Source organism: Arthrobacter sp. 10N44_2, assembly GCF_056394385.1.
The window spans coordinates 72,088-97,054 of the sequence record NZ_JBFTHT010000006.1; the positions used below are offsets into that span (position 1 = coordinate 72,088).

24 protein-coding genes and 2 riboswitches are annotated in these 24,967 nt (G+C 68.3%); of the genes, 14 read left to right on the forward strand and 10 right to left on the reverse strand.

Features of this window, described 5'->3' with window-relative positions; genetic code table 11:
- The first annotated feature begins 15 nt into the window (after positions 1–15).
- On the forward strand, positions 16–591 hold the full coding sequence (gene dcd, locus AC1DBX_RS08725; protein WP_026538211.1) for a dCTP deaminase: 576 nt from the start codon (positions 16–18) through the stop codon (positions 589–591).
- A gap of 88 nt (positions 592–679) precedes the next feature.
- Here dcd and AC1DBX_RS08730 read toward each other — a convergent pair whose 3' ends face one another.
- From AC1DBX_RS08730 to AC1DBX_RS08740, 3 genes are read right to left on the reverse strand one after another with little or no spacing between them, the layout of a single operon-like run.
- Entirely contained in the window at positions 680–1,876 is a 1,197-nt protein-coding gene (locus tag AC1DBX_RS08730) for a cation:proton antiporter (RefSeq protein WP_476931553.1), read from the reverse strand.
- Positions 1,877–1,881: 5 nt separating this feature from the next.
- Positions 1,882–2,364 carry a cation:proton antiporter regulatory subunit gene (locus AC1DBX_RS08735; protein WP_028275382.1) on the reverse strand — a complete coding sequence of 161 codons (483 nt, stop codon included), beginning with the start codon at positions 2,362–2,364 and terminating at the stop codon, positions 1,882–1,884.
- A gap of 38 nt (positions 2,365–2,402) precedes the next feature.
- On the reverse strand, positions 2,403–3,803 hold the full coding sequence (locus AC1DBX_RS08740; RefSeq protein ID WP_476857319.1) for an MFS transporter: 1,401 nt from the start codon (positions 3,801–3,803) through the stop codon (positions 2,403–2,405).
- A 225-nt stretch (positions 3,804–4,028) separates the two neighbouring features.
- On the opposite strand from AC1DBX_RS08740, the gene AC1DBX_RS08745 reads away from it, so the two are divergent.
- Genes AC1DBX_RS08745 through mnhG form a run of 6 tightly spaced genes read left to right on the forward strand, consistent with a single transcriptional unit; the run spans position 4,029 to position 10,415 of the window.
- Complete coding sequence (locus AC1DBX_RS08745; RefSeq protein ID WP_476931554.1) at positions 4,029–7,073, forward strand: Na+/H+ antiporter subunit A; 3,045 nt, start codon at positions 4,029–4,031, stop codon at positions 7,071–7,073.
- The gene (locus tag AC1DBX_RS08750; RefSeq protein ID WP_230009245.1) at positions 7,070–7,591 is read left to right on the forward strand and encodes a Na(+)/H(+) antiporter subunit C; all 522 of its coding nucleotides are present in this window, start codon (positions 7,070–7,072) and stop codon (positions 7,589–7,591) included. Before AC1DBX_RS08745 ends, AC1DBX_RS08750 begins: the two co-directional genes overlap by 4 nt.
- On the forward strand, positions 7,588–9,216 hold the full coding sequence (locus AC1DBX_RS08755; RefSeq protein ID WP_476850770.1) for a Na+/H+ antiporter subunit D: 1,629 nt from the start codon (positions 7,588–7,590) through the stop codon (positions 9,214–9,216). The genes AC1DBX_RS08750 and AC1DBX_RS08755 overlap by 4 nt, the downstream gene beginning before the upstream one ends.
- The gene (locus tag AC1DBX_RS08760) at positions 9,213–9,758 is read left to right on the forward strand and encodes a Na+/H+ antiporter subunit E (protein WP_476931555.1); all 546 of its coding nucleotides are present in this window, start codon (positions 9,213–9,215) and stop codon (positions 9,756–9,758) included. The genes AC1DBX_RS08755 and AC1DBX_RS08760 overlap by 4 nt, the downstream gene beginning before the upstream one ends.
- Complete coding sequence (locus AC1DBX_RS08765; RefSeq protein ID WP_018774043.1) at positions 9,755–10,033, forward strand: MrpF/PhaF family protein; 279 nt, start codon at positions 9,755–9,757, stop codon at positions 10,031–10,033. The genes AC1DBX_RS08760 and AC1DBX_RS08765 overlap by 4 nt, the downstream gene beginning before the upstream one ends.
- A 31-nt stretch (positions 10,034–10,064) precedes the next feature.
- Positions 10,065–10,415: a monovalent cation/H(+) antiporter subunit G gene (gene mnhG / locus AC1DBX_RS08770; RefSeq protein WP_476873848.1), complete on the forward strand. Its 351-nt coding sequence runs from the start codon at positions 10,065–10,067 to the stop codon at positions 10,413–10,415.
- A gap of 107 nt (positions 10,416–10,522) precedes the next feature.
- On the opposite strand, the gene AC1DBX_RS08775 is transcribed toward mnhG, so the two are convergent.
- Entirely contained in the window at positions 10,523–10,786 is a 264-nt protein-coding gene (locus AC1DBX_RS08775) for a DUF4235 domain-containing protein (RefSeq protein WP_223915203.1), read from the reverse strand.
- A gap of 39 nt (positions 10,787–10,825) precedes the next feature.
- Positions 10,826–11,371 (reverse strand): heme-degrading domain-containing protein, encoded by a 546-nt coding sequence (locus AC1DBX_RS08780; protein ID WP_476850769.1) that lies wholly within the window; start codon positions 11,369–11,371, stop codon positions 10,826–10,828.
- A gap of 187 nt (positions 11,372–11,558) precedes the next feature.
- Positions 11,559–11,702: riboswitch (TPP riboswitch) on the forward strand.
- Positions 11,703–11,768: 66 nt separating this feature from the next.
- Here AC1DBX_RS08780 and AC1DBX_RS08785 point away from each other — a divergent pair.
- The 5 genes from AC1DBX_RS08785 (at position 11,769) to AC1DBX_RS08805 (ending at position 17,832) form a co-directional block, all read left to right on the forward strand.
- A complete protein-coding gene (locus tag AC1DBX_RS08785) occupies positions 11,769–12,416 on the forward strand; it encodes an ECF transporter S component (protein WP_028275391.1) in 648 nt (215 codons plus the stop codon).
- 28 nt (positions 12,417–12,444) lie between these two features.
- Entirely contained in the window at positions 12,445–14,112 is a 1,668-nt protein-coding gene (locus tag AC1DBX_RS08790) for an ABC transporter ATP-binding protein (protein ID WP_476931556.1), read from the forward strand.
- Positions 14,109–14,912, forward strand: a complete 804-nt coding sequence (locus tag AC1DBX_RS08795) for an energy-coupling factor transporter transmembrane component T family protein (protein ID WP_476857324.1) — start codon at positions 14,109–14,111, stop codon at positions 14,910–14,912. The genes AC1DBX_RS08790 and AC1DBX_RS08795 overlap by 4 nt, the downstream gene beginning before the upstream one ends.
- Before the next feature lie 160 nt (positions 14,913–15,072).
- The gene (locus AC1DBX_RS08800; RefSeq protein WP_028275394.1) at positions 15,073–16,596 is read left to right on the forward strand and encodes a UDP-N-acetylglucosamine 1-carboxyvinyltransferase; all 1,524 of its coding nucleotides are present in this window, start codon (positions 15,073–15,075) and stop codon (positions 16,594–16,596) included.
- Between the two features lie 51 nt (positions 16,597–16,647).
- Positions 16,648–17,832 (forward strand): glutamate--cysteine ligase 2, encoded by a 1,185-nt coding sequence (locus tag AC1DBX_RS08805; RefSeq protein WP_476857325.1) that lies wholly within the window; start codon positions 16,648–16,650, stop codon positions 17,830–17,832.
- A gap of 35 nt (positions 17,833–17,867) precedes the next feature.
- Here AC1DBX_RS08805 and AC1DBX_RS08810 read toward each other — a convergent pair whose 3' ends face one another.
- The 4 genes from AC1DBX_RS08810 to AC1DBX_RS08825 all read right to left on the reverse strand — a co-directional run bounded on the left by AC1DBX_RS08810 (position 17,868) and on the right by AC1DBX_RS08825 (position 20,921).
- Entirely contained in the window at positions 17,868–18,860 is a 993-nt protein-coding gene (locus AC1DBX_RS08810) for an IS481 family transposase (protein ID WP_476931557.1), read from the reverse strand.
- A gap of 127 nt (positions 18,861–18,987) precedes the next feature.
- Positions 18,988–20,196: an O-succinylhomoserine sulfhydrylase gene (locus AC1DBX_RS08815; RefSeq protein WP_230008211.1), complete on the reverse strand. Its 1,209-nt coding sequence runs from the start codon at positions 20,194–20,196 to the stop codon at positions 18,988–18,990.
- Positions 20,197–20,616 (reverse strand): rhodanese-like domain-containing protein, encoded by a 420-nt coding sequence (locus AC1DBX_RS08820; protein ID WP_476850764.1) that lies wholly within the window; start codon positions 20,614–20,616, stop codon positions 20,197–20,199.
- Complete coding sequence (locus tag AC1DBX_RS08825; protein ID WP_476931616.1) at positions 20,613–20,921, reverse strand: DUF1737 domain-containing protein; 309 nt, start codon at positions 20,919–20,921, stop codon at positions 20,613–20,615. The genes AC1DBX_RS08820 and AC1DBX_RS08825 overlap by 4 nt, the downstream gene beginning before the upstream one ends.
- A gap of 27 nt (positions 20,922–20,948) precedes the next feature.
- Positions 20,949–21,062, reverse strand: a riboswitch (SAM riboswitch).
- 318 nt (positions 21,063–21,380) lie between these two features.
- On the opposite strand from AC1DBX_RS08825, the gene AC1DBX_RS08830 reads away from it, so the two are divergent.
- On the forward strand, positions 21,381–22,334 hold the full coding sequence (locus tag AC1DBX_RS08830; RefSeq protein ID WP_476931558.1) for an ATP-grasp domain-containing protein: 954 nt from the start codon (positions 21,381–21,383) through the stop codon (positions 22,332–22,334).
- A 72-nt stretch (positions 22,335–22,406) separates the two neighbouring features.
- Here the strand turns inward: AC1DBX_RS08830 and AC1DBX_RS08835 are convergent, their stop codons facing one another.
- On the reverse strand, positions 22,407–23,375 hold the full coding sequence (locus tag AC1DBX_RS08835; RefSeq protein WP_476931559.1) for an aminodeoxychorismate lyase: 969 nt from the start codon (positions 23,373–23,375) through the stop codon (positions 22,407–22,409).
- Between the two features lie 93 nt (positions 23,376–23,468).
- On the opposite strand from AC1DBX_RS08835, the gene cls reads away from it, so the two are divergent.
- Positions 23,469–24,944, forward strand: a complete 1,476-nt coding sequence (gene cls, locus AC1DBX_RS08840) for a cardiolipin synthase (protein WP_476857328.1) — start codon at positions 23,469–23,471, stop codon at positions 24,942–24,944.
- Positions 24,945–24,967: the final 23 nt, after the last annotated feature.

The following is a 24,967-nucleotide window of genomic DNA, read 5'->3' on the forward strand; positions in this document are numbered from 1 at the left end:
GGTACTTTTGAACCTGTGCTGATCTCTGACCGCGACATTCGAACCGAAATTGACTCCCAGCGGATTGTCCTCGAACCCTTCGACCCTGACATGGTCCAGCCGTCCTCGGTGGACGTCAGGATCGACAAGTTCTTCCGGCTGTTCGACAACCACAAATACGCCCACATTGACCCGGCCGAGGAACAGCCCGAGCTGACCCGCCTGGTGGAAGTTGAGTCCGGCGAGCCGTTCATCCTGCACCCGGGGGAGTTCGTCCTTGGCTCCACGTACGAGACCGTGACGCTGCCGGATGACATCGCGGCCCGCCTCGAGGGCAAGTCCTCGCTCGGCCGGCTCGGCCTGCTGACGCACTCGACGGCGGGTTTCATCGATCCCGGATTCTCCGGCCACGTCACGCTGGAACTGTCCAACATGGCCACGCTGCCCATCAAGCTCTGGCCCGGTATGAAGATCGGCCAGCTGTGCTTCTTCCGGCTGTCCTCGGCCGCGGAGCACCCGTACGGTTCGGGGGAATACGGCAACCGCTACCAGGGCCAGCGCGGGCCCACGGCCAGCCGCAGCCACCTGAATTTCCACCTCACCAACATCTAGGCGGGACGGCTGCCAGGCCGGACGGCCGCGCCAGCCAAGCCAGCCTCCTGGCCAGGCACCCAGTGCGCTGAGTCGCAGGGCGGCAGCGTTACGCCGGGCCCGAGGTCCGGAACGCGGGCCGCCGTGCCGGACGGCGCAGGAGCCGGACCAGCGGCTCCACAAAGCGGGCGGCCAGCGGCCCCACGATCGCCATGATCAGAACGTAGGCGGTGGCGAGGGCTGCCAGATCGGCGGGCACCACGCCGGAGGCAACGGCCAGGCCGGCGATGACAATCGAGAACTCGCCGCGTGCGATCAGGGCCGCGCCCGCGCGGTAGCGGCCGGGAATGCCAATCCCGGCCCGCTTGGCCGCCCAGTACCCGGTGACCACCTTGGTGGCTGCCGTCGCCACGGCAAGCAAAAGCGCCCAGCCCAGGACCGGGGGGATGGACCGGGGGTCCGTGTTGAGGCCAAAAACCACAAAGAAGATGGCCGCGAAGAGGTCCCGGAGCGGCTCCAGGATGCGCGTGGCGCTGTGGGCCGTGGCGCCGGAAATCGCGATGCCGAGCATGAACGCGCCCACGGCAGCGGAAACCTGCATGGCGGCCGCGAGCCCCGCGACGAGAAGTGCCAAGCCGAGCAGGTTGAGCAGGAAGACTTCGGAGTTTTCGCTGTGCACGGCCTTGGACACGTGGTGTCCGTGCCGCAGGGCCACCACCAGGACCAGGCTGACGACGGCAAGGGAGATCCCCACCGTCTGCAGCCCCAGCAGGATGCTGACGCCGGCCAGCGTGGCGGTCAGGACCGGCAGGTACACGGCCATGGCGAGGTCCTCGAACACCAGGATGGACAGCACCACCGGAGTTTCCCGGTTGCCGATCCGGCCAAGATCCGTGATGACCTTTGCGGCGATCCCGGACGATGAAATGTAGGTGACGCCGCCCATCACCATGGCCCCCACGACGCCCCATCCCAGCATCACCGCGAGCCCGGCACCGGGCAGGAAATTGAGCAGCAGGTCCAGGACGCCGGCCTGCCAGGACCGCCGCAGGCCGGTGACGAGCTCGGACGCCGTATATTCCAGCCCAAGCATAAGCAGCAGGAGAATTACGCCGATCTCGCCGGAAAGGTGCGCGAACTCGTGCATGCCTTCGAGCTTGACCAGGCCCCCGGCCCCGAAGAACAGCCCGCCCACCAGATAGAGCGGGATGGGGGACATGCCGATCCGCCCGGCCAACCTGGCCAGCAGGCCGAGGCAGAAGACGACGGCCCCCAGCTCGATCAGGGTCAGCGCGAGCGGATCCATCCGGCTTATCCGTTGCGCAGGATGCCGGCCGCCGTGTCCAGGCCTTCTTGCGTACCCACCGCAACGAGGAGGTCACCGGGGTGGAGGACGACGTCGGGTCCCGGGGAGGGCACGACCTCGCCTTCGCGCATGATAGCCACGATCGAGACCCCGCTCCGGGTCCGGATGCACGCCTTCCCCATCGGCTGGTTCTGGAAGGGTGACTCAGCGCTGATCGAAAACTGGCGCGTGACAATACCCGGGATTTCCCGGTGGGCTTCCGAGAGCTGCATGGCGATGCGCTGGCCGCCCAGGAGGTTGCCCAGGGCGGCGGCCTCATCCGCAGTCAGCGGGACAGAGGCCTGGCAGGTGTCAGGATCGTCCCAGGTCGAGACGATGAGTTCCGTCTGGCCCTCGCGGTATTCGACAACGCCGATCCGGCGTCCGGAGGCAGTCATGAAGTCCTTGCGCCGGCCGAGGCCGGGGAGGTCCGTCTCATCCACGTTCATACCCTCAGCCTAGTGCGCGAACCGTTGATTCGGCCGCCTCAGGACTCGGGGACCACCGCGATTTCGGTCTGATCGGGGGCCTTGACCGGCAGGAGCACGAGCAGGCCCACGAGCAGCACCACCATGATGCCGAGGATGCCCCAGCGCTGGGCCTCGCCCTCCGCTACGAAGGGTGCGGCGACGGCGATGCACAGCGTGAAGAGCGCGGGGGCGAGGAAGCTTACGGCCCGGCCCGTGGTGGCGTAGAGGCCGAAGAGCTCGCCGGATTCGCCGTGCGGGGCGAGCCTGGCGAGGTAGGCGCGGGAGGACGACTGGGCCGGCCCCACGAAGAGGCACAGCAGCAGGCCGAAGACCCAGAACGTGGTGGTCCCGGCCCAGGCCATGCCAAAGAACATGTAACTGCCGTTGCCGAGGACCAGGATCGCGGTACCCGCGACCAGCAGGCCGGCCAGAGACGCGATAATCACGGTCTTCGGCCCGATCCTGTCATCCAGGAAGCCGCCGAGGATGGCGCCGGCGGCCGCCACGACATTTCCGAAGATCGCGAAGAAGATGACGTCCTTGAGCTCGAAGCCAAAGGTGCCGGCCGCGATCACCCCGCCGAAGGTGAAGACAGCTGCCAGCCCGTCCCGGAAGATGGCGCTCGCGAGGAGGAAGTAGATAGTGTGCGGGCTGGTCCGGTAGATCGCCTTGATGCGCCGTACGAGCAGGCCGTAGGAGGCGAGGAACCCCAGTCCTGCGCCCCGGTCCGAGCGCGGCAGCTCCGGGACCGCGAACAGCACGGGCAGTGCAAAGACGAGGAACCACAGGGCCGAAAACACCGCCACCAGCCGGATGTTCAGGCTGTCCGCGGTGGAGGCGCCAAACCAGTTCACGCTGGGCTGGACGAAAAGCTGGAGCACAACCAGCAGCGCGACGATGCCGCCGAGATACCCCATTCCCCAGCCGAAGCCGCTCACTTTGCCGATGTTCCGCGGGGTGGAGATCTGGGTGAGCATGGCGTTGTAGTTGACCCCGGCAAACTCGAAGAAGACGTTGCCCAGCGCTATGAGCGTGACGCCCAGGATCAGGAAGTCCGGCCGCGGGAAGACAAAGAAGCACAACCCGGTCAGGACGACGACGGCGGCCGTGTTGACCCCTAGCCACAGCTTCCGCCGGCCGCCCGTGTCCGAGCGCTGCCCGGTGACCGGGGCCAGGAGGGCAACGGCCACGCCGGCGACGGCCAGCGCGGCGCCCAGGACTGCCGAGGCCTGGTCCTCCCCGCCGAATGCCTTGGAGGTCAGGTAGACGGTGAAAACGAACGTTGTCATGACGGCATTGAAGGCTGACGAACCCCAGTCCCACGAGGCCCACGCGAGGATCCGGCCACGGTGCGGGACGGGACTTCCCGATTCCAGTTCCGAGGGGCGCATGGCCTCTGGGGCGGCGGCAGTGTTCATAGCCAGAATCGTAGCCGCCCCGGGCGTCCTCCGAGGGGGAGCGGCAGGGGGTTTTGCCAGGCAGGGTTTAGCCCCGGCTTCACATTTGCGTCGAATTGTTCAGTGACCGGTGTCCCGGCCAAAAGAATTTGTACACGCTTGGTAAACTGACGGCACCGAACCTAACAAATGACCCGCCTGCTCCAACTTGCTGACAATCGACTTTCTGACGTTGCGGAGATACCAGTGATCACAGTCCTTGCCGTGCACTTTGCGGTGGCTGCTGTGGCCCCGCTGCTGTTCCGAAAGTTTGGCAGGAATTCGTTCTTCGCCCTGGCCGCGGTCCCCGCGGCCTCCTTTATCTGGCTGCTGCTGCAGCACGACGCAGTCTATTCAGGCACAGTCTATTCAGGTTCTGACGGGGCGATTACCGAAGTCATCCCCTGGATTCCCGGGCTGCAGCTCGAACTCGCGTTCCGGATGGACGCCCTGGCCTGGGTCATGTCCCTGCTGGTGCTGGGGGTGGGCGCGCTGGTGCTGGTCTATTGCGCCCGCTACTTCAAGGACAAGGACGACTACCTCGGCGGTTTCGGCGCCCAGCTCCTGGCCTTCGCCGGGGCGATGTTCGGCCTCGTTACCGCTGATGACCTTCTGCTGCTGTTCATCTTCTGGGAACTGACCACAGTGCTGTCCTACCTGCTGATCGGCTACGCCCGCACCCGGCTGTCCGCGCGGCGCTCGGCGTTGCAGGCACTCGTGGTGACCACCGCCGGCGGCCTGGCCATGCTCGTGGGGCTCATCATGCTCGGTTCGACGGCCGGAACCTACCGGATCCAGGCCATCATGGACCTGGCTCCCACCCTGGTCGCCGGCCCCGCAGGCGGGGTCGTGAACGCCGCCGTCGTCCTCATCCTGATCGGTGCGATCACCAAATCCGCCCTGGTGCCGTTCCACTTCTGGCTCCCCGGCGCAATGGCTGCCCCCACTCCCGTGAGCGCCTACCTGCACGCCGCGGCCATGGTGAAGGCCGGGATCTACCTTGTGGCCCGGCTGGCCCCCGGATTCGCGGACACCGCGGCCTGGCTGCCGATCGTGCTCGGCCTGGGCCTGGCCACCATGCTGGTGGGCGGCTACCGGGCCCTCCGGCAGACAGATATCAAGCTCATCCTCGCCTACGGCACCGTGAGCCAGCTGGGCTTCATGACCATGGTGGTGGGCCTCGGCACTCCCGACGCGGCACTCGCCGGAATAGCCCTGCTCCTGGCGCACGGGCTGTTCAAGGCCACGCTCTTCCTGGTGGTGGGCATCATCGACCACCAGTCCGGGACCCGGGACATCCGCGAGCTCTCCGGCGTCTACGGATCGGCCAGGGCACTGGCGGTCGTCGCGGCGATCGGCGCGGCCTCGATGGCGGGCGTGCCCCCGCTGGCCGGATTCGTCGCCAAGGAATCGGTGTTCGAGGCCTTCCTCCAGTACAAGTCGGAGACCGGGACCGGACCCTGGCTCTTGGCCGGTGTGGTCCTGGGCTCCATCCTGACCTTCGCCTACAGCGCCAGGTTCATGTGGGGAGCCTTCGCCCTCAAGCCCGGCGTGGAGCCCACGGCCTTCAAGCCGGTCAAACCGGCGTTCCTCGCCGCACCGGCGATCCTGAGCCTCCTCACAATCCTTTACGGGCTGTGGCCTGCCACCGTTGACGCCTGGATCCAGCCCTACGCGGAGCTTTTTGTGCACGGCTCCGAGGCCCCGCCCGGGCACCTGGCGCTGTGGCACGGCATCACCCCGGCCCTGGGCCTGACCGCAGTGACGTTCGTCCTGGGCCTGGCGATGTTCTACGGCCGCAACGCCGTGGCCCGGCTGCAGGCGCTGGTGCCGGGCTGGATCGACAGCGACCGTGCCTACCAGCTGACGATCGGCGCCCTGGACGACACCGCGGTATGGATCACCGGCCGGACCCAGCGAGGTTCGCTCTTCTTCTACCTGTCCGTCATCCTGACCGTGGCGTTCGTCCTGCCGCTGACGGCGCTGCTGCTGGCCAACAAACCGCTGCCGCCCGGTCTCTATGTCATCGATCCCGGCTCGCCGCTGCAGTTGGTGGCCGGCGCCGGAATCGTGATCGGGGCGCTGGCCGCGGTGCGCGCCAACAAACGGTTCCTGGCCGTCCTGATGGTGTCCGTCACCGGCTACGGGATTGCCATGATGTTCGCCCTGCAGGGAGCCCCGGACCTCGCCCTGACCCAGATGCTGGTCGAAACCATGATCCTGGTGGCGTTCGTGCTGGCCATGCGGAGCCTTCCGCCGGGGCTGCGGGACCGCACCGGCGGCAAGTACAGGGTCATCCGCGTGGTGATCGGCCTGGCATTCGGCGTCACCATGATTTTCGTGGCCATCCACGCCCTCGGCGCCCGGGTGGCGCCGCCGGTCTCCCTGCAGTTCCCGCAACTGGCCTATGAGGGCGGCGGCGGACTCAACGTCGTCAACGTGACCCTTGTGGACATCCGGGCCTGGGACACCTTTGGCGAGATCTCGGTCCTGGCCCTGGCCGCCACCGGCGTCGCAAGCCTCATCTTCGTCCGCGGCCGCGGTGACCGCATCCGGACATCCGCGAGCGTCGCGGAAGGGACCGTGGGCCGGCGGACCGGGGCCAGGGGCAGCACCAGGGAAGACGCCGCCCTGGCGATGAACCGGCGGTTCGCTGCCGCCACTCGCGACGCCTGGCTGGTGGCCGGCCGGACCCTGGCACCCGAACGCCGCTCGATCATTTTCGAGGTGGTCACCCGCCTCATCTTCCACTCGATGATCGTGTTCTCCATCTATCTGCTCCTCGCCGGCCATAACCTGCCCGGCGGCGGCTTCGCCGGCGGCCTCACCGCCGGCCTCGCCCTGACCATCCGCTACCTGGCCGGCGGCCGCTTCGAACTGCGCGAAGCGACACCAGTCGGCGCCGGCACCCTGCTGGGGATCGGTCTGGCCACGGCGGCCGCCGCCGGAATGACGCCGCTGCTGCTGGGCGGCGAAGTGTTCCAGAGCGCCATCGTGGAGCTGTGGCTGCCCGTCTTCGGCGACATCAAGTTCGTCACCTCGACCATCTTCGACATCGGTGTCTACGTCGTAGTCGTCGGACTGGCCCTGGACGTGCTGCGCAGCCTCGGCGCGGAGATCGACGAGCACTTCGAAGAACAACCCGAGACGTCCGAAGAGGGACCCGCCGAAGACCAGGACACCGGAGGATTCCCGGGCGGGGTCCCCGCCGAGTCCGCCGACGCGGAAACCACTGCCAAGGGGAGAACATGAGCGTCAACCTGACCCTGCTGACGGTCATGGGCGCCCTCTACGCCTGTGGCATCTACCTGCTCCTCGAACGCAGCCTCACCCGGGTCCTGCTGGGCCTCATGCTGCTGGCCAACGCCACGAACCTGCTGATCCTCGCCACCGGCGGCTACGCCGGGCTGGCGCCGCTCTTCGACAAGGACACCCCGGCGGGGGACTACAACGACCCCCTGCCGCAGGCCCTGATCCTGACCTCGATCGTGATCTCCTTCGCCGTCACGGCGTTCATGCTGGGCATCATCTACCGCACCTGGGTCCTGGCCCGCCAGGATGAAATCCAGGACGACGCCGAGGACCGCCGCGTCGCGGAAACGCCAAGCTTCGATGCCGAGGACGACTCCGTGATCCCGGTCGAGACTTCGGAGTTCCCGCTGGCCACGGTCATGTCCGGTGACCGCCCCGTGCGGGCCGACAAGGCCGCCTCTGAAGAACAGCCCGGTTCCCTCAACGTTGACCCTAGCCCGGAAGGAGGCGGAGAGTGAACATCACCAGCCTTGCCCCGCTCGCCGTCGTACTCCCCATCCTGGGCGCCGCCCTGACCTTTCTGCTCATCCATCACCCCAGGGTCCAGCGCGCGGTCAGCATCGCCGTGCTGACGCTGACACTGCTGCTGGAATGCTGGCTGCTGGCCTCCGTCTGGGATGGCGGCACGGCCGCGGTGAACATCGGCGGCTGGCTGCCGCCGTGGGGCGTCGTGCTGGTGGTGGACCAGTTCTCCTCCCTCATGCTCGTGGTGTCCTCGGCCGTGAGCCTTGCGGTGCTGATCTACGCAACGGGACAGGGCATGGCCGACGGCGACCGCGACGCGCCGGTCTCGATCTTCCACCCGACCTACCTGATCCTCGTGGCCGGGGTGTCCAACGCCTTCCTCACCGGAGACCTCTTCAACCTCTACGTGGGCTTCGAGATCCTGCTGACGGCCAGCTACGTGCTCATCACACTCGGCGGGACAGGCCCGCGCATCCGGGCCGGCGTGACCTACGTGGTGGTCTCCGTCGTGTCCTCGGTGCTGTTCCTGATCGCGATCGCCATGATCTACGGCGCCACCGGAACCATCAACATGGCGGACCTCGCCATCAAGCTCGGCGACCTCGACCAGGGCACCCGGACGCTGCTGCACGTCATGCTGCTGGTGGCCTTCGGCATCAAGGCCGCCGTCTTCCCGCTGTCCTTCTGGCTCCCTGACTCCTACCCCACCGCCCCGGCCCCGGTCACCGCGGTGTTTGCCGGGCTGCTGACCAAGGTGGGCGTCTATGCGATGGTCCGCACGGAAACGCTGCTATTCCCGGGGGATGCGCTCAACGCCCCGCTCATGGTCGCGGCGCTGCTGACCATGGTGGTGGGCATCCTCGGCGCCCTGGCCCAAAGTGACATCAAGAGGCTCCTGTCCTTCACCCTGGTCAGCCATATTGGCTACATGGTGTTCGGCCTGGCCATGTCCACCGTGGCCGGTCTGGGCGCCGCGGTGTTCTACGTGGCCCACCACATCACTGTCCAGACCAGCCTGTTCCTGGTGACCGGCCTGATTGAACGCCGCGGCGGCAGCTCGTCCATGGACCGCGTGGCAGGACTGGCCAAGCTCTCCCCGGTATTGGGGGTCCTGTTCTTCATTCCCGCCATGAACCTCGCCGGAATCCCGCCGTTCTCGGGTTTCCTGGGCAAGCTGGGGCTGCTTCAGGCAGGCGTGGAACTGGGGACGCCGCTGGCCTACGCCCTGGTGATCGGCGGCGTGCTGACGAGCCTGCTGACCCTGCTGGCGATCGCGAGGGTCTGGAACCGGGCGTTCTGGCGCAAGCCCGGGGACGCCGAACACCCCGATCCGGTGCTCCTGGCAGCGCCGGCCGACTCCGCCACGGGTGACCGGGCCGGCAAGACGAATGTGACCCTGCTGCCCCGCACCATGGTGGGCTCCACCCTGGGCCTGGTGGTCTTTGGCGTGGCCCTGACGGTCTTTGCCGGGCCGCTGTTCAGGGTGGCCGACCAGTCCGCCCAGGAGATGCTGGACCGGACCTCCTACATCCAGGCCGTGCTCGGCCCGGACGCGCCCGTGCCGCCGGTGCCCCCGTCGCTCCACCCGGTGCAGGTCCGGGAGGGCGGCGGAAAATGAACCGGAAAAGGATCTCGCTGCGCCAGGAACTGCCGCTGCTGGTCTGGCTCGTCTTTGTCTGGGGCGCGCTCTGGCAGAACTTCAGCCCGGGCAATCTCCTCTTCGGCGCCCTCATCGCGGTGCTCGTGGCGCGCATTTTCTATCTGCCCCCGGTGGAACTCGGCGGCCGCTTCAACGTGCTCCGCGCCGTGCCGTTCGCCCTCATCTTCCTCGGAAAAGTCGTCGCGGCAAGCTTCCAGGTCCTGTACCTGGCCGTGGTCCGCGGCCCCAACGTGGTCAGCGCAGTCGTAGCCGTGCCGCTCCGAAGCCATTCGGACCTCCTGGTCACGGCCACCGGGCACGTGATCTCGCTGATTCCCGGGTCCCTCGTGGTGGAGGTGGACAGGTCGACGTCCACGCTCTACATCCACGGCATCAACGTCCGCAATGCCGAGGACGCGGCCAAGCTGCGCAAAGAGGTCCGGGACACCGAGGCCGGGCTGATCCGGATCATGGGGACCAAAGCCGAACTTTCCGCCCTGACACAGGAGACCCCCGCATGATGCAGACCGTCCTGACGGTGACCGCCGTCGTACTGTCCCTGGCCGCCGCGGGGGCGATCGTCCGGATCGCGCGGGGGCCCTCGCTGCTGGACCGGGTTCTGGCCGCCGACGTGCTGCTGGCCATCTTCGGCGCGGCCCTGTGCATCGACATGGCCGCCAACCGGCACCTGAACAACCTGATGCTGCTCGTTGCGATTTCCCTGATCGGATTCGTCGGCTCGGTCACCGTGGCCCGGTTCGTGGCCGACAGGCGGGAGGGCGTCCGTGAATCCTGACACAGTGATCGACGCCGTCTCCGCCGTGTTCATGGTGACCGGAGCCCTGATGTCCCTCGCGGCCGCCATCGGGCTGCTGCGATTCCCGGACCTCATGAGCAGGATGCACGCGGCCACCAAACCGCAGGTCCTCGGCCTGTTCCTGCTGCTGGCGGCCCTCGGCCTGCAGATGCGCACCTGGTCGGTGTGGCCCGTCCTGCTGGTGGCCTGGCTCTTCCAGCTGCTCACCGTCCCCGTGTCCGCCCACATGGTGGGTCGGGCCGGCTACCGGACCAAGCACCTGCACCCGGAGCTGCTGAGCTCCGACGAGCTCGAGGCGGTAGTCCAGAAGGCCGCCCAGCAGGCGGCCACGCACGGAGCGGACGACGACGACGACCGCTGAGCCCCGTCTGGCCAGGCGGACCCGGCCGCACGTCGCCCCGTCCGGCCCGGCGGACCCGGCCGGGGCCTTCGACTGCCGCGGCGGGCGCCGCGGCCAGTCGCGTCAGGTCAGACGACGTCCTGGGTCTTGGCGAAGCGGGTGATCGCGCGCTGGGTGCCGCGGTTGGCGAGCACCTGGATGATGGCGCTGACCGAGGCGGAGATCAGGGCGAACGTCAGGGCCGAGCGCAGGGTGGTGGGAACGTCGTCCTCCTGGCCCTTGGGCGGCTTGTTGCCCGTGGACTTTTCCCACATGGTGTCCACCAGCTTGGTGCCGGCAAAGCCGGCCAGGAGGCTGACGCCGGTGCCGAGCAGCTTGATGAGGATGTTCATTCTTCGGTCTCCTTGGGACGGGAACGGTTTTCCCCTAGCCTAGCGTTCCGGGGTGAGGACCATCCGCAGGGCCTCGACCACGAGTTCGTGATCCGCCTTCTGGGGCAGGCCGGAGACGGTGACGACGGCGACGGCGCCCGTGCCGCGCACGTAAATGGGAAACGCCCCGCCGTGGGCGGCGAACTCCGACTGATCCCACCAGGCGTTGTCCTCGATCCTTCCGCCGGCAGCGCGGGCCCGGAGGCCCACCAGCAGGGACGGGACCTCGTACCGCATGGCGGTGCGCTTTTTGGCGTTGATCCAGCGCTCATTGTCCGGTGTGGCGCCGTCCAGCGCGGCGTGGAAGAGCACCTGCTCGCCTTTGGTGATGTCGACGGCAATGGGCAGCGAGCGTTGCCTGCCCAGCTCGACAAGGAGGAGCCCGAGGTCCAGGGCGTCATCCTTGCTGAACGACGCGAACTGGAGCGCCTCTATCTCGGCCAGCACGCGGCCAATGAGCGCCGCCAGGGAACCCCGCGGCTGCGGCTCATTGGAGTCGGGATCGTATTCCCCGGAGGGATCTTGGGTGACCGGTGTGTGCGACAAAATATTCCAGCTTTCCGGTGGGTGACGAGGCCGCCCGCTGGCGGGTCCGGGGGTCCGGCACGACGACTCTACCAAGAGGGATTTCCGGGCCGCCGGGACTGCCGCCGTCCGGTCCACGATTGTGACGGCACACCACTGAAATCCCGGCCGTCCGGGTGTAAACTGAGCCAGCCCACAAGGGCGAAAATAATTACGACAGGGGAGCGCCGCCGTCGGGCATCGCCGGAAAAATCCGGGGAAACCTTTGGTGGGCGCTGAGAGTGCGGACAGCCGCAGACCCTCGAACCTGATCCGGTTAGTACCGGCGCAAGGGAGTCGAGTTCTCAGGATGCGCGGAGGGCGGCGGAAGCCGAGACCGGCCGGCGCACCCTCCCCTCCTGTTCCTCAGGAGGACGACATGACAGATATTTCAGCACAGCATGGTTCCGCCAGCCGTTCATCCGCCCGGCGCAACTACAGCTGGCGCGTGGTGGACATTGTGGTGGCCGCGTTGATCGCCGTTGCCGGCGGCGTCATTTTCTGGGCCTGGTCCCAGGGCGCGAACCTGATCTCGACTCCGGTCAACGCGGTCTACCCGCCGTTGAGCGGACTCTACGCCGGCGGCTGGATGATCCCGGCGGTGCTGGGCATGCTCATCATCCGCAAGCCGGGCGCCGCGCTCTTCTGCGAAACCGTCGCGGCCACCGGCGAGCTCATCATGGGTTCGCAGTACGGCACCACGGTGCTGATCTCCGGCATCCTGCAGGGCCTCGGCGCCGAACTGGTCTTCGCGGCCTTCCTCTACAAGAAGTTCAACCTGCCCGTCTCCGTGCTGGCCGGCGCCGGCGCTGGCCTCTTCTGCGGCCTGAACGACTCCTTCCTGCCGTGGGGCTGGAACATCGCCTACGAAGCCGGCGACAAGCTCGCCTACATCGTCTTCACCACGATCTCCGGCGCAGTGATTGCCGGCGGACTGGCCTGGCTCGCCACCCGCGGCCTGGCGAAAACCGGAGTGCTGGGCTCCTTTGCCTCCCGCAAGGCCGCCACGGAGCCCGTCTTCTCCTGAGCCCCGTCGCTGAATCCTGCAGAGAATCATGAGATCTTCACCGGGCGTCCGGCCGGCCGCCGTCACGGCCCGCGGCTGGGGCTGGCGGCATGCCGGACGGACCAGGCCCGCCGTCAGCGGCCTTGACCTGGACATCCAGCCGGGGGAGCGCGTGCTCCTGCTGGGGCCCTCCGGCGCCGGCAAGTCGACGCTGCTCCACGCCCTGGCCGGCGTTCTGGGCGACGGCGCGGCCGGCGACTCCGGGGACCCCGGCGACTCCGGCGACTCCGGCGAAGCCGAAGATGCAGACGAGACCGGCAGCCTCCTGATCGACGGTGCCGCGCCACGGGCGCAGCGCGGCCGCGCCGGGCTGGTGCAGCAGGACCCGGAAACGCAGGTGGTGCTCTCCCGCCTCGGCGACGACGTCGCCTTCGGGGCGGAGAACCTCGCCGTCCCGGCGGCGGAGATCTGGCCGCGCGTGCGCGAGGCCCTCGACGACGTCGGGCTGGGACAGCTGCCGCTGGACCACCCGACGGCGGCCCTCTCCGGCGGCCAAAAGCAACGGCTCGCGCTCGCCGGGATCCTCGCGATGCGGCCAGGGCTGCTGCTGCTCGACGAGCCGACCGCCAACCTCGACCCCACGGGCGTCCTGGAGGTCCGCGACGCTGTGGGCCGCTGCCTGGACAAGACAGGCGCCACGCTGGTGGTCGTGGAGCACCGGGTGGGGGTCTGGAAAGACCTGGTGGACAGGATCGTGGTGCTGCAGCCAGGGTCCGCCACGGACTCCGCGGTCTTGATTGACGGACCGCCGGACCGGGTCCTGGCCGAGGCGCGGGACATGCTCATCGGTGCGGGCGTCTGGGTGCCGGGCTACGTCCCGGCGACGCGGATGCGGACACCGGCGCGGGGCGCGGGACAGACTCTGCTCGCGGCCGACGCGCTCGCGGTGTCCCGCGAACGGCCGCGGCGGGCCGGGCTGCGCGACGGCTTCCGCACCATCGCGCCGCGTCCGGTCCAGTCCGGGGTCTCGGTCCGGGTCCGCGCCGGCGAGGCGCTGACCATCACCGGACAGAACGGCACAGGGAAGTCCACCCTGGCGCTGACGCTGGCCGGTCTCCTGCGGCCCGTCGCGGGAACAGTCTCGGCCACGGCGGAGCTGAGCAGCCCCGCCACCGGTCACTCCAGCGGTCGCTCCAGTGGCCGCGTACGCGACGGCGCCGGACCCGATCCCTACCGGTGGAAGGCCCAGCAGCTGATCGCCAGGATCGGAACCGTCTTCCAGGAACCCGAGCACCAGTTCGTTACCGGCAAGGTCCTCGACGAGCTCATGTTCGGACCGCGCCACCTCGGCTACGGCGAAGACCGCGTGGACGAACTGCTGGAGCGGCTGCGGCTGACGGAGCTTGTGGACGCCAACCCCTACACGCTCTCCGGCGGCGAGAAGCGGCGCCTTTCGGTAGCCACTGTGCTGGCGGCGCACCCCCAGGTGCTGGTCCTGGACGAGCCCACCTTCGGCCAGGATGCCAATACCTGGGCCGAACTCGCCTCGTTCCTCTCCGAGCTCCTCGACGCCGGCACCGCCGTCGTGTCCGTGACGCATGACGCCGAATTCAGCGCCGTCCTCGGCGGCGCCGAACTCCGCCTCCGGCCACGGGAAACCGCCGCCGCGGACGCTCCCGGCCCGGATCTCGAGCTGCCGGAGGGGGCCTCGCCATGAGGGACGCGCTGAGCCTGCGCGGCAACCATGCGCTGCTGACCCGAGCCAACCCGCTCGCCAAGTTCACGGCGGTCACCCTGATCACCCTGGTCCTGGCGCTCTCCATTGACTGGGTGTCGGCGTCGGTGGCGCTGGCGTTCGAACTGCTGCTCCTGCCGCTGGCGGGCCTGACTGTGGCCTTGCTGTGGCAGCGCGGCTGGCCGCTGATCCTCGCCGCGGCGCTGGGCGGCTGGAGCACGGCCATCCTGGCGGCCGATTCCGGACCCGTCCTGCTCGATGCGGGGATCTGGTCCGTCAGCGCCGGTTCCCTGCAGCTGGGGATCGGCTTCATGCTCCGCGGGCTCGCGATCGCATTGCCCGCGGTGCTGCTGATGAGCTGTACCGACCCCACGGACCTGGCCGATGCCCTGGCCCAGAACGCGAAACTGCCGCACCGGTTCGTCCTGGGCACCCTGGCCGCGATGCGGCTCGTCGGAATCATGGCCGAGCAATGGCAGACCATCGGCATGGCCCGGCGGGCCCGCGGCGTGGGCTCGAGCGGCAACCCCTATCAGCGGTTCCGCGCCACGCTGGGCCAGAGTTTCGGCCTGCTGGTGCAGGCGATCCGGAGCGCCTCGCGGCTCGCGGTGACGATGGAGGCCCGCGGGTTCGGCGGTGCCGCCCGGACCTGGGCGCGGCCCTCCACGTTCAGCGGACTCGATGCCTGGGTGCTGCTGGGCGGGCTCGGCATCGCCGCCGCCGCCGTCGCCGCGGCCCTCGGCGCGGGCACCTGGAACCTCGTCTTCCTCACCCGCCAGTAGACCGGCGCCGCCGGCCGGGCAGCCCGGGAGTTCCGGCGGGGCGGCCCGGGAGTTCCGGCGGCCTGCCGGTTATCGCATGGCGTGGGTATCCGTGTGAGATTGGCGCCATTCCGGCCGGAATTGCCGTGGTTTATAAATCATGCGTGATATTTTCGGGAGCATGACTCAACCGACTGCTGAACACGTAGGCATCCTGCTCCGCGAGGCGCGCGGCGCCAAGGGCTGGACCCAGGGGCAACTCGCCGCCGAGCTGGGCACCAGCCAGAGCGCCATCGCCCGGATGGAACAGGGCAAGCAGAACCTGAGCCTGAAGATGATCCAGCGCCTGGAGGCGATCGTCGGGCACAGCATCGTCAAGGTGGGCCGGCCCCAGATGACCCACCTGCGCGTCGAGGGCGGCCGCACCCTCGCCGGCGCGGTGGACGTCAACAGCAGCAAGAATGCCGGCGTCGCGCTGTTGTGCGCCAGCCTCATCAACCGCGGCACCACCACGCTGCGCAGGCTTGCCCGGATCGAGGAAGTCAACCGGATCGTGGAGGTGCTGACCAGCATCGGCGTCGAGTGCACCTGGCTCAACGCGAACGACCTCCAGATCCGCCGCCCCGCCGTCCTGGACCTGGCCTCCATGGATGTGGAGGCGGCCCGAAGGACCCGCAGCGTCATCATGCTCCTGGGCCCGCTGCTGGACGAGGCCGACACCTACCGGCTGCCCTACGCCGGCGGCTGCGACCTCGGCACCCGCACCGTGCAGCCGCATATGCAGGCACTGCGCCAGTTCGGCCTTAGCGTGGAGGCGAAGTCCGGGTTCTACGCGGTGCAGGCGCCGCCGTCGGACGGTCACGACCGCTCCTTCGTGCTCAGCGAACGCGGCGACACCGTCACCGAGAATGCCATCATGGCCGCAGCCCACCGCCGTGGCACCACCATCATCCGCAATGCCAGCCCGAACTACATGGTGCAGGACCTGTGCTTCTACCTGCAGATGCTCGGCGTGGACATCGCCGGGGTTGGCACCACCACGCTGAAGATCACCGGCCGCCCGTCGATCGACGCCGACATCGAATACTTCCCGTCCGAGGACCCCATCGAGGCGATGAGCCTCATCACCGCCGGCATCGTGACGAACTCGGAAGTCACCATCCGCCGCGTCCCGATCGAGTTCATGGAAATCGAACTCGCCACGCTCGAGCAGATGGGCCAGCGGCTCGAGGTTTCCGGGGAGTACTTTGCCCGCAACGGCCGCACCCGCCTGGTGGACGTCACCACCAAGCCTTCGGAGCTGCGGGCGCCGGAGGACAAGATCCACCCCATGCCCTTCCCCGGGCTGAACATCGACAACCTGCCCTTCTTCGCGGTGATCGCCGCCAACGCCCACGGCCAGACAATGATCCATGACTGGGTCTACGAGAACCGGGCCATCTACCTGACCGAGCTCAACAAGCTCGGCGCCCAGGTCCAGCTGCTCGATCCGCACCGCATTTACGTCAACGGGCCCAGCAAGTGGCGAGCGGCCGAGGTGGGCTGCCCGCCTGCCCTCCGCCCCGCCGCCTGCCTGCTGCTGGCCATGCTGGCGGCCCGTGGCGTCTCGGAGCTGCGGAACATCTATGTCATTGAACGCGGCTATGAGGACCTGGCTGAGCGGCTGAACACCATCGGGGCGAAGATCGAGTATTTCCAGGACTGAGCCCCGCGTTGGTGTGGGGCGTTTCGGCGGATCCTGACGCACAATAGATTCATGCGCACCTTCGGCGTGGAGGAAGAACTGCTGATAGTGGACCCCGAATCGGGGATGCTGCTTGCCCTCGCTGACCTCATGCTGCCGAGTCTGGTGCCGCCGCAACAGGAAGCCGCCAGGGTTCTCCCGGCACAGAAACCGGTCCACGAAGGCGCCGACTTCAGCTACGAGCTCAAGCTCGAACAGATCGAGACCCAGACGCATCCGTGCCTGGAATACACGGAACTGCTCCGGCAGCTCAGGCGTGGCCGGTCCCTTGCGGACCAGGCCGCCCGGGCGCACGGCGGCCGGGTCGCGGCCCTGGCCACGTCGCCCCAAGGCTCAGCCACCCACCTGACGCCGAATCCGCGCTATATGACCATGCAGCAGCGCTTCGGGCTCACCGTCCGGAACCAGCTGACCTGCGGCCTCCACGTCCACACCTTTGTGGAGTCTCCGGAGGAGGGCGTGGCGGTAATGGACCGGATCCGCGACAAGCTGGCCGTGCTGATAGCACTCAGCGCGAATTCCCCCTACTGGAACGGGGCCGAGACCGGATTCGAAAGCTACCGCACCCAGGCCTGGAACCGCTGGCCGGGCTCGGGTCCCACGATGATCTTCGGCAGCCTGCCCGTCTACCGCCGCGTGGTCACCCGGCTGGTCGAAAGCGGCGTCCTGATGGATGAGGGGATGGTCTATTTCGACGCGCGGCTGGCCCGGCAGCATCCCACCGTGGAGATCCGGGTCGCGGATGTCTGCCTGCGGGCCGAGGATGCTGCCCTGATTGCCGTACTGGTGCGCGCCCTCGTGGAGTCGGCCGCGCGGGAATGGGACGACGGCGTCGATCCCGCCCCGGTGCCCACGCTGCTGCTGCGGATGGCCGCGTGGCAGGCCAGCAATTGCGGACTGCGCGGGGAGCTCCTGGACTTCGGAACCTTCACCCCGGCCCCGGCCGCGGACGTGGTCAGGGCGCTCGTGGACTTCGTGGCCCCGGTGCTTGAGGAACAGGGCGAGCTGGAACTGGCGCGCGAGGGCGTCGAGCGGATTCTGGCAGAGGGCACCGGTTCGCAGCTGCAGCGCGGCCCGTTCCGGGCCGGCGGCCTGCCCGCCGTCGTCGAGCGGGCCATCGAACTGACCACCGAGGGGCCCGTCGCCGAGGGGCCGGCAGACAATCGTTCGGCCCTGGGCCGGTTGCGCCCGGCCTGACCGGGAGCCCGCAACACTTGCGGGTGCGGGATGCCCTAGATGTACTGCCCAGGGAGGTTGGTTAAGCGGCTGATGGGCGGCTGGCCTCCGATTGCGGTGTGGGGCCTATGGTGATTGTAGTGGTGCAGCCATGCCGGGAGGGCGTTTCTGCGGGCTGATTCCGTGGCGTAGAAGCGCTTGAAGGCCCATCCGTCGGCGAGGGTGCGGTGGAAGCGTTCGATCTTGCCGTTGGTCTGCGGCCGGTAGGGGCGGGTCTTCTTCGCCTTGATGTTCAGCTCCCGGCAGGTGTCCCGCCAGAGGTGGGATTTGTAGGCTGAGCCGTTGTCGGAGAGGACCCGCTCGACGGTGACGCCGCGGGCGGCAAACCAGGACACGGCCCGCCTGAGCACTTCGACTGCGGTGGCTGCTGTTTCGTCGCTGTGGATCTCGGCGTAGGCGACCCGTGAGTGGTCGTCGATGACGGTGTGCACGTAGGCGATGCCGATCAGCGGGCCACGATGTCTGCTGCGCGGTTTGTCCGGGGTTCCTGCCCGGTTCATGCCGCCTTGTTGCCGGCCGACGTAGCGCCAACCGCCGCCGTCGGGGATGTTCCCTAGCTTCTTCACATCGACGTGGATCATCGCTCCAGGAGTCTCATGCTCGTAGCGGCGGATGACCTCCCCGGTGCGCTTGTCCACGTGATGCAGCCGGTTCAGCCGGCACCGGACCAGAACCGCGTGCACGGTCGAGGCCGGCATGGCCAGCTTCGCGCCGATCGCGACCGGGCCCAGACGCTGCTTCCAGCGCAGATGCACGACCTTGCGCACCAGCTGCTGCGGCGTCCGGTTCGCCACCCGGTGCGGGCGCGAGGACCTGTCGGCCATGCCGTCCTGACCCATCGCGGCGTAGCGGGCCGCCCACCGTTTGGCCGTGGGCCAGGAGCAATTGAACTGCTCGGCAGCCCGGGACACCGGCCAGCCGTGATCTACGACCAGACGCGCGACGCGCAAACGTTGGCGTGGAGTCAAAGCGGCATTAGCGTGGGACACGAGGACCTCCTGGTCGCTGCAGCGGTTGTCTAAGCAACTCCACTGTGCAACCGGAGGTCCTCACCTTTAGGTCAACGACTCCAGCGAGTCATCACATTCACCGAACCAACGTCCCTGGGCAGTACACCTAGACCTGCTTGAGCGCCTGGCCGAGGTCGCGGATCAGGTCCTCCACATCCTCCAGGCCCACCGACAGCCGGACCACGCCGTCGCTGAGCCCGATCGCCGCGCGGCCTTCCGGGCCCATCGCGCGGTGCGTGGTGGTGGCCGGGTGCGTGATGAGCGTCTTGGCATCGCCCAGGTTGTTGGAGATGTCGATGATCCGCAGCGCGTCCAGGAGTGCGAACGCGGCCTGCTTCGCCGTGCGCCCGGGGGAGGGCTGCAGCTCCAGGGTGAGCACGGTCCCGCCGGCCTTCATCTGCTGCACTGCGAGCGGGTACTGCGGGTGGGACGGCAGCAGCGGGTACTTTACCCAGCCGACCGCGGGCTGTCCCTCGAGCCATTCGGCCAGCCGCAGCGCGGAGGCCGAGGAATGGTTGACGCGCAGGGCCATGGTCTCCAGGCCCTTGGTGAGCACCCAGGCGTTGAACGCCGAAAGCGCCGGACCGGTGTGCCGCATGAGCTGCTTGACGGGCCCGTCGATGAATTCCTTGGTGCCCAGGATCGCCCCGCCCAGGACGCGGCCCTGGCCGTCGATGTGCTTGGTGCCGGAGTAGACCACCACGTCCGCGCCGAGGTCGCCGCAGCGCTGGAGCAGCGGGGTGGCGAAGACGTTGTCAACCACCACCGTGGCGCCGGCCGCGTGCGCCAGTTTGCTCACGGCGGCGATGTCCACGATTTCCTGCATCGGGTTCGACGGCGACTCGAAGAACACCGCCGTGGTCGGCTCGGACAGCGCGGATTTCCACTGCTCCAGGTCCGGGCCGTCCACGAAGACCGTCTCGACACCCCAGCGCGGCAGGATTTCGTTGAGGATCACGAAGCACGAGCCGAACAGCGAGCGGGCCGCGACCACCCGGTCGCCGGCCGCCAACAGCGCGCCCAGGGCGGTGAAGACGGCGGACATGCCGGACGCCGTCGCGAAACACGCCTCCGTTCCCTCGAGCAGCCGGAGCCGCTCCTGGAAGGTGGCGACGGAGGGGTTGCCGTAGCGGGAGTAGACGAAGCGCTCGTCCTCACCGGTGAAGGCGCGCTCGGCGGCGGCCGCGGACTCGTAGACGAATCCTGAATTGAGGAAGATCGGCTCGGTGGTTTCCTGGAAGCCGGTGCGGTCAAGGCCGCCACGGACGGCCTGGGTGTCGGCCGCCCAGCCGGCGGCGTCGGGATTGAAAGTCACTTAGATCTTTCCGAGGTTGGTGGGCAGGCCGCGGTTCTTCCAGCCATTGACGGTGCGTTCGCCAAAGCGGTCGGTCTCGCCTTCGAAGCCCTCAAGGACGTTGTACGAGGTGTAGCCGGCGGCCGTCGCGGCCGTCGCAGCCGCGATCGACCGGGCCCCGGAACGGCAAAGGAACACCAGTTCGACGGCGGTGTCCTCCGGCGCCTGCTGCCTTAGCTGTTCCACGAAGTGCGGGTTCGGCGTGCCGCCGGCGAGGTTCCACTGGATGAAGAGCGGATCGTTGCGGCTCTCGCCCGCGGCCGCGGTGTCCGGGATGCCGATGTGGGCCCATTCGCCCTCGGTCCGGACATCCACCAGGATGGCTCCGGCCTCCAGCTTGGCCCACGCCTCCTGCGGGCTGAGGTCTCCGGCGTAGCTCATGCGTGGCCCGCGAAGGCCCCGTCGGCGCCAAATTCGTCGGCGTCGAGCTCATCAACCGCATTGGCCACGGCGGCGTCCGCACTGGCAATCGCGGCCGGCAGGACCAGCGCCTGCGCCACGATCACGGTGCTTCCGTTGAAGCTGGCGGCGGGGCTTCCATGCAGCACGTAGCCCTCGGCCAGGGCGGCTGACACCCGCTCGCAAAAGGCGCGGTCATCCGCCCCGGTGAACAGGCGGTAGGCCAGCCTCTCCTCGCCCCCGGATGCTGTGCCGGGTGCTGTGCCGGGTGCGGCTGTTGTGGGTATTGACGTGTCGGGCACGACGGATCTCCTCTTTCACGCTTGCAGCTCGAATTCTCGAATGCCGAGTATTCACCTGAGGCACCCCGCCGCGAAAGGGAGGGTTGCCGACCGGCCAGTCAGGGCTTGGCACCGGTTCTCATTACTCCCCAAAAACGTAACACCTGCGACGCCGGCCCGCACCGCCGCCGTCGTCATGTTCCGTAACCGGACCGCGCCCCGGGCGAGTAGTGGCGGGCTCCAGTTTCGGGTACAGCCCACTCGTGTCTGCCGGGACGTTTCGCCGTTTACTGGGGGGATTAGGCCCGACGAGTCGTCCGGAGCTGCAGGTGATTCGAGCAATGTGTGAATCAAGCAGTCCCGGAATCGACTCGTCTGTCCATCAACAAGCTGTCTGGGAATCGGTGGCTGGAACGGTCGGAGCCGCAGCCGCGGTCCGGCCGGTGACGGCGGAATGGAGCAATCGTGGGCCCGCGCATACTCGTTACCGGGATTACAAGCGCCGCCGGACGGGCCGTCGCGGCCCAGCTCGAAGCCCGGGGCCTCCCGTACCTCGGCTCCGACGCCCGTGCCGACACCCGCCAGGCCGGGGAGGCTCCCGCCGCCGCGGTCAGGCTCCTGCCGGCGACGAACCCGGACATGGTCCTGGACCTGCGCCGGGTGGTGGACCGCGAAGCCATCAACGTCATCATTCCGACCCTCACCGTGGAACTCCCGGTCCTGGCCGCGGCCCGCGCCGGATTCGCCCAGGACGTGCGGATCATCGTGACCGACCCCGCCGCGGTGGCCCTCGCCAACGACCACCTATTCACCACCTGGGCGCTGCAAGCCGCCGGCATCCCGGTGCCCAGGTTCGCGGTTCCGGGCGACCTCGCCGCCGCGCCGGCTTCCCTCGCCGGCCTCAGCGGCCCCGTGGTGGTCAAGCCGCGGGTCTTCAAAGGCTCCCATGGGATCCACCTGCTGGCCGGAACCGACTCCGTTAGCTGGAAGAACATGCCGGCGGGGCAACTGGTCCAGGAATTTATCCCGGGCGCCGACTATGTGTGCCTGGTGTTCGGCACCCCGGCACGCAACGCGATGGCGCCGGTGGCGGTGGTCCTCGAGAAGACCAGGACTCCGTATGGACGCGCCGGCAGCGACGAGGTCAGCCGCAGGGTGCCGGCGAACCAGGCCGGGGATGTGCGCAAGCTGGGTCTGGCCGCCGTCCGCACGCTTGGGCTGACCGGGCCGGTCCAGGTCCAGATCCGCCGCCGCACCGACGGAACGCCCGTGGTGCTGGGTGTCTGCGCGACCCTGGGGGAGAACAGCACCTGGGCCCCGGAAATGCTCGACGCCGTGCTCGCAACGTTCATGCTCCCGGCGTTCAACCCGGCCTCGTTCCGCCTGTGCCCGGCAGTGCCCGCGGACGCCCTGGGGTGAGCGCAACACCAACGCGGGGTCACTTACGGCCCATCCGAGGACATGCGATGGGCCGTAACTGACCCCGCGTTGCTATTCGATGGTCGCGAAGAGGGCGTTGAGTTCGGCCGTGAGTTGGCGCCGGAGTTCCGGGGTGCCGATTTCCTGCCCGTCGATGTGGTTGACCGGGGCCAGGAGCCGGATGCTGGAGATCAGCCAGACCGCGTCGGCGTCCAGCAGGTCCTTCGGCTCCAGCGGGCCGTAGCCCAGCTCCCAGCCGGCGGCCTTGGCGGCGGTGAACAAGGCGCCCTGTGATGTGCCGGGCAGGATGCCGCTGTCCAGCTGGGGAGTGATGAGCCGCCGGATGGTGCGGACGCCGCCGGCGCCGTCGTCCGAGGTTTCCAGGTGGGCCAGCAGAACGGTCGACGTCGGACCTTCGAGCACCCTGCCGTCCGCGGACGTGAAGATGACGTCGTCGGCGCCCTGCCGGTGGGCGTAGCGCAGCGCCGCCATGTTCACGGCGTAGGAAAGGGTCTTGGCGCCGAGCAGGAGCCACGGGGCGCGCTCGCCGACTTCACTGTCGTAGCCGCGGTCGAGCAGGATGACGTCGATCCCGGTCTCGCGCTGCCGCCGTCCCGCGGCCGCCGGGGCGGAGGCCTGGACCCAGCACGTGGGGGCAGCCGCGCCCTCCGGCCCGCGGGTGACAATCAGCTTCACCACCACCTCGTCCTGCTCCGCGCCGCCCGTTGCAGCCGCGGCGGGTTCCTGCCGCCGGAACTCGCGGATGGCGGTTTCCACCGCCCGCCGCCATGCGTCCTCGGCGGGGATGTCCAGCTCCAGAAGCCGGGCAGAGCCGGCCAGCCGGGTCAGGTGCGCCTGGATCTTGCGGGGCCGGCCGCCGACGGCCAGGAGGGATTCGAAAACGCCGTCGCCGCGGGTGGCGCCCAGGTCCGTGGCCATCAGCTGCGGCTGCGACGCGTCGGCAACGCGGCCGCCGTCGAACGCCGGGTCGAGGAAGACCAGAACGGTCGCGGGCGCGGGAACAGGGGCAGGAGTGGTCATGGCTAAAGCTTAGTCTCGGTGGTCCCGGGATAGGATTTGGTCACTGCCCGTTCGGAACTGTTCCGCGTGGCTTGTACGTTGAGGGGTTCGCCTGTGTTTTGGCCATTTCCGCTGGCGGAGACTTTACCGTCCTGGGCGATTCTGATTTTGACGGTGATCGACTTCGCCATCCGAGTGCTGGCACTGGGCATCATCCCCGGAAACCGGCGGCCCACCACCGCGATGGCCTGGCTGCTGGGCATCTTCATCGTGCCGACCATCGGCCTGCTGCTGTTCCTGCTGTTCGGCAACTTCCGGCTCTCCCGCAAGCGCCGCGCGCAGCAGGACGCGGTCAATACCCGAGTGCGCGCCGGGACCTCGGAACTGGCGATGCTGGAAAGCCGCTACGCCGGACCCGAATGGGTGGCTTCCGCCGCGGAACTGAACAAGACGCTGGGCTCGCTGCCGATGGTGGACGGTAACCAAGTGGAGCTGCTGCCCGGCTACCCCGACTCCATCAAGGCGATGGCCGCGGCGGTCCGCGGCGCAAAGTCCTTCGTCAATGCCGAGTTCTACATCATGAGCTCGGACCACGTCACGGACGATCTGCTGACCGCGCTGGAAGAGGCCGCCGAGCGCGGCGTCGAGGTCCGTGTCCTGTTCGATCACCTTGGCACGCTTCGCATCAAGGGCTACCGCAAGCTGATCGCCCGGCTCAAGGCCAGCAAGATCCGCTGGCGGCCCATGCTGCCGCTCAGCCCGCTGCAGGGGCAGTGGCGCCGACCGGACCTGCGCAACCACCGCAAGATCATGGTGATCGACGGCGAGATCGCCTTCACCGGATCGCAGAACCTGATCGAGCCCTCCTACAACAACCCCAAGCACCGCAAGATCGGCCGCGAATGGGTCGAGCTGATGGCCTGCCTGCGTGGACCGATCGTCACCACGCTCAACGTCGTCTTCGCCACGGACTGGCTCAGCGAGACCGACGAATCCATTGAGGAACAGCTCGCGCACCGGCCCGAACTGCACGCCGGCAACATCACCGCCCAGGTGGTGCCCAGCGGCCCCGGCTTCATCACCGAAAACAATCTGCGGCTCTTCAACACGCTGATTTACTCGGCTCAGCGCAAGATCTCGATCTGCAGCCCGTACTTCGTCCCTGATGACTCGCTGCTGTATGCGGTGACGACGGCGGCGCAGCGCGGCGTCGACGTCGAGCTCTTCGTCTCGGAAAAAGGCGACCAGTTCCTGGTCCACCACGCCCAGCAGTCCTACTATGAGGCGCTGCTTGAAGCCGGGGTGCGGATCTACCTCTACAAGGCCCCCTTCGTGCTGCACGCCAAGCACTTCACGATCGACGACGACGTTGCCGTGCTGGGTTCCAGCAACATGGACATGCGCTCCTTCTCGCTGAACCTGGAGGTCTCGGTGATGCTCCTGGGGGAGGACATCGTGCGGCGGATCAGCGCCGTGGAGGACACCTACCGGGGCATTTCGCGCGAACTTACGCTCGAGGACTGGATGAAACGTCCGATGGGCGTCAAATACGTGGACAACGTCGCGCGGCTGACGGCCACCCTGCAGTAGCCGCGGCCGGCGGGACAGCCGAC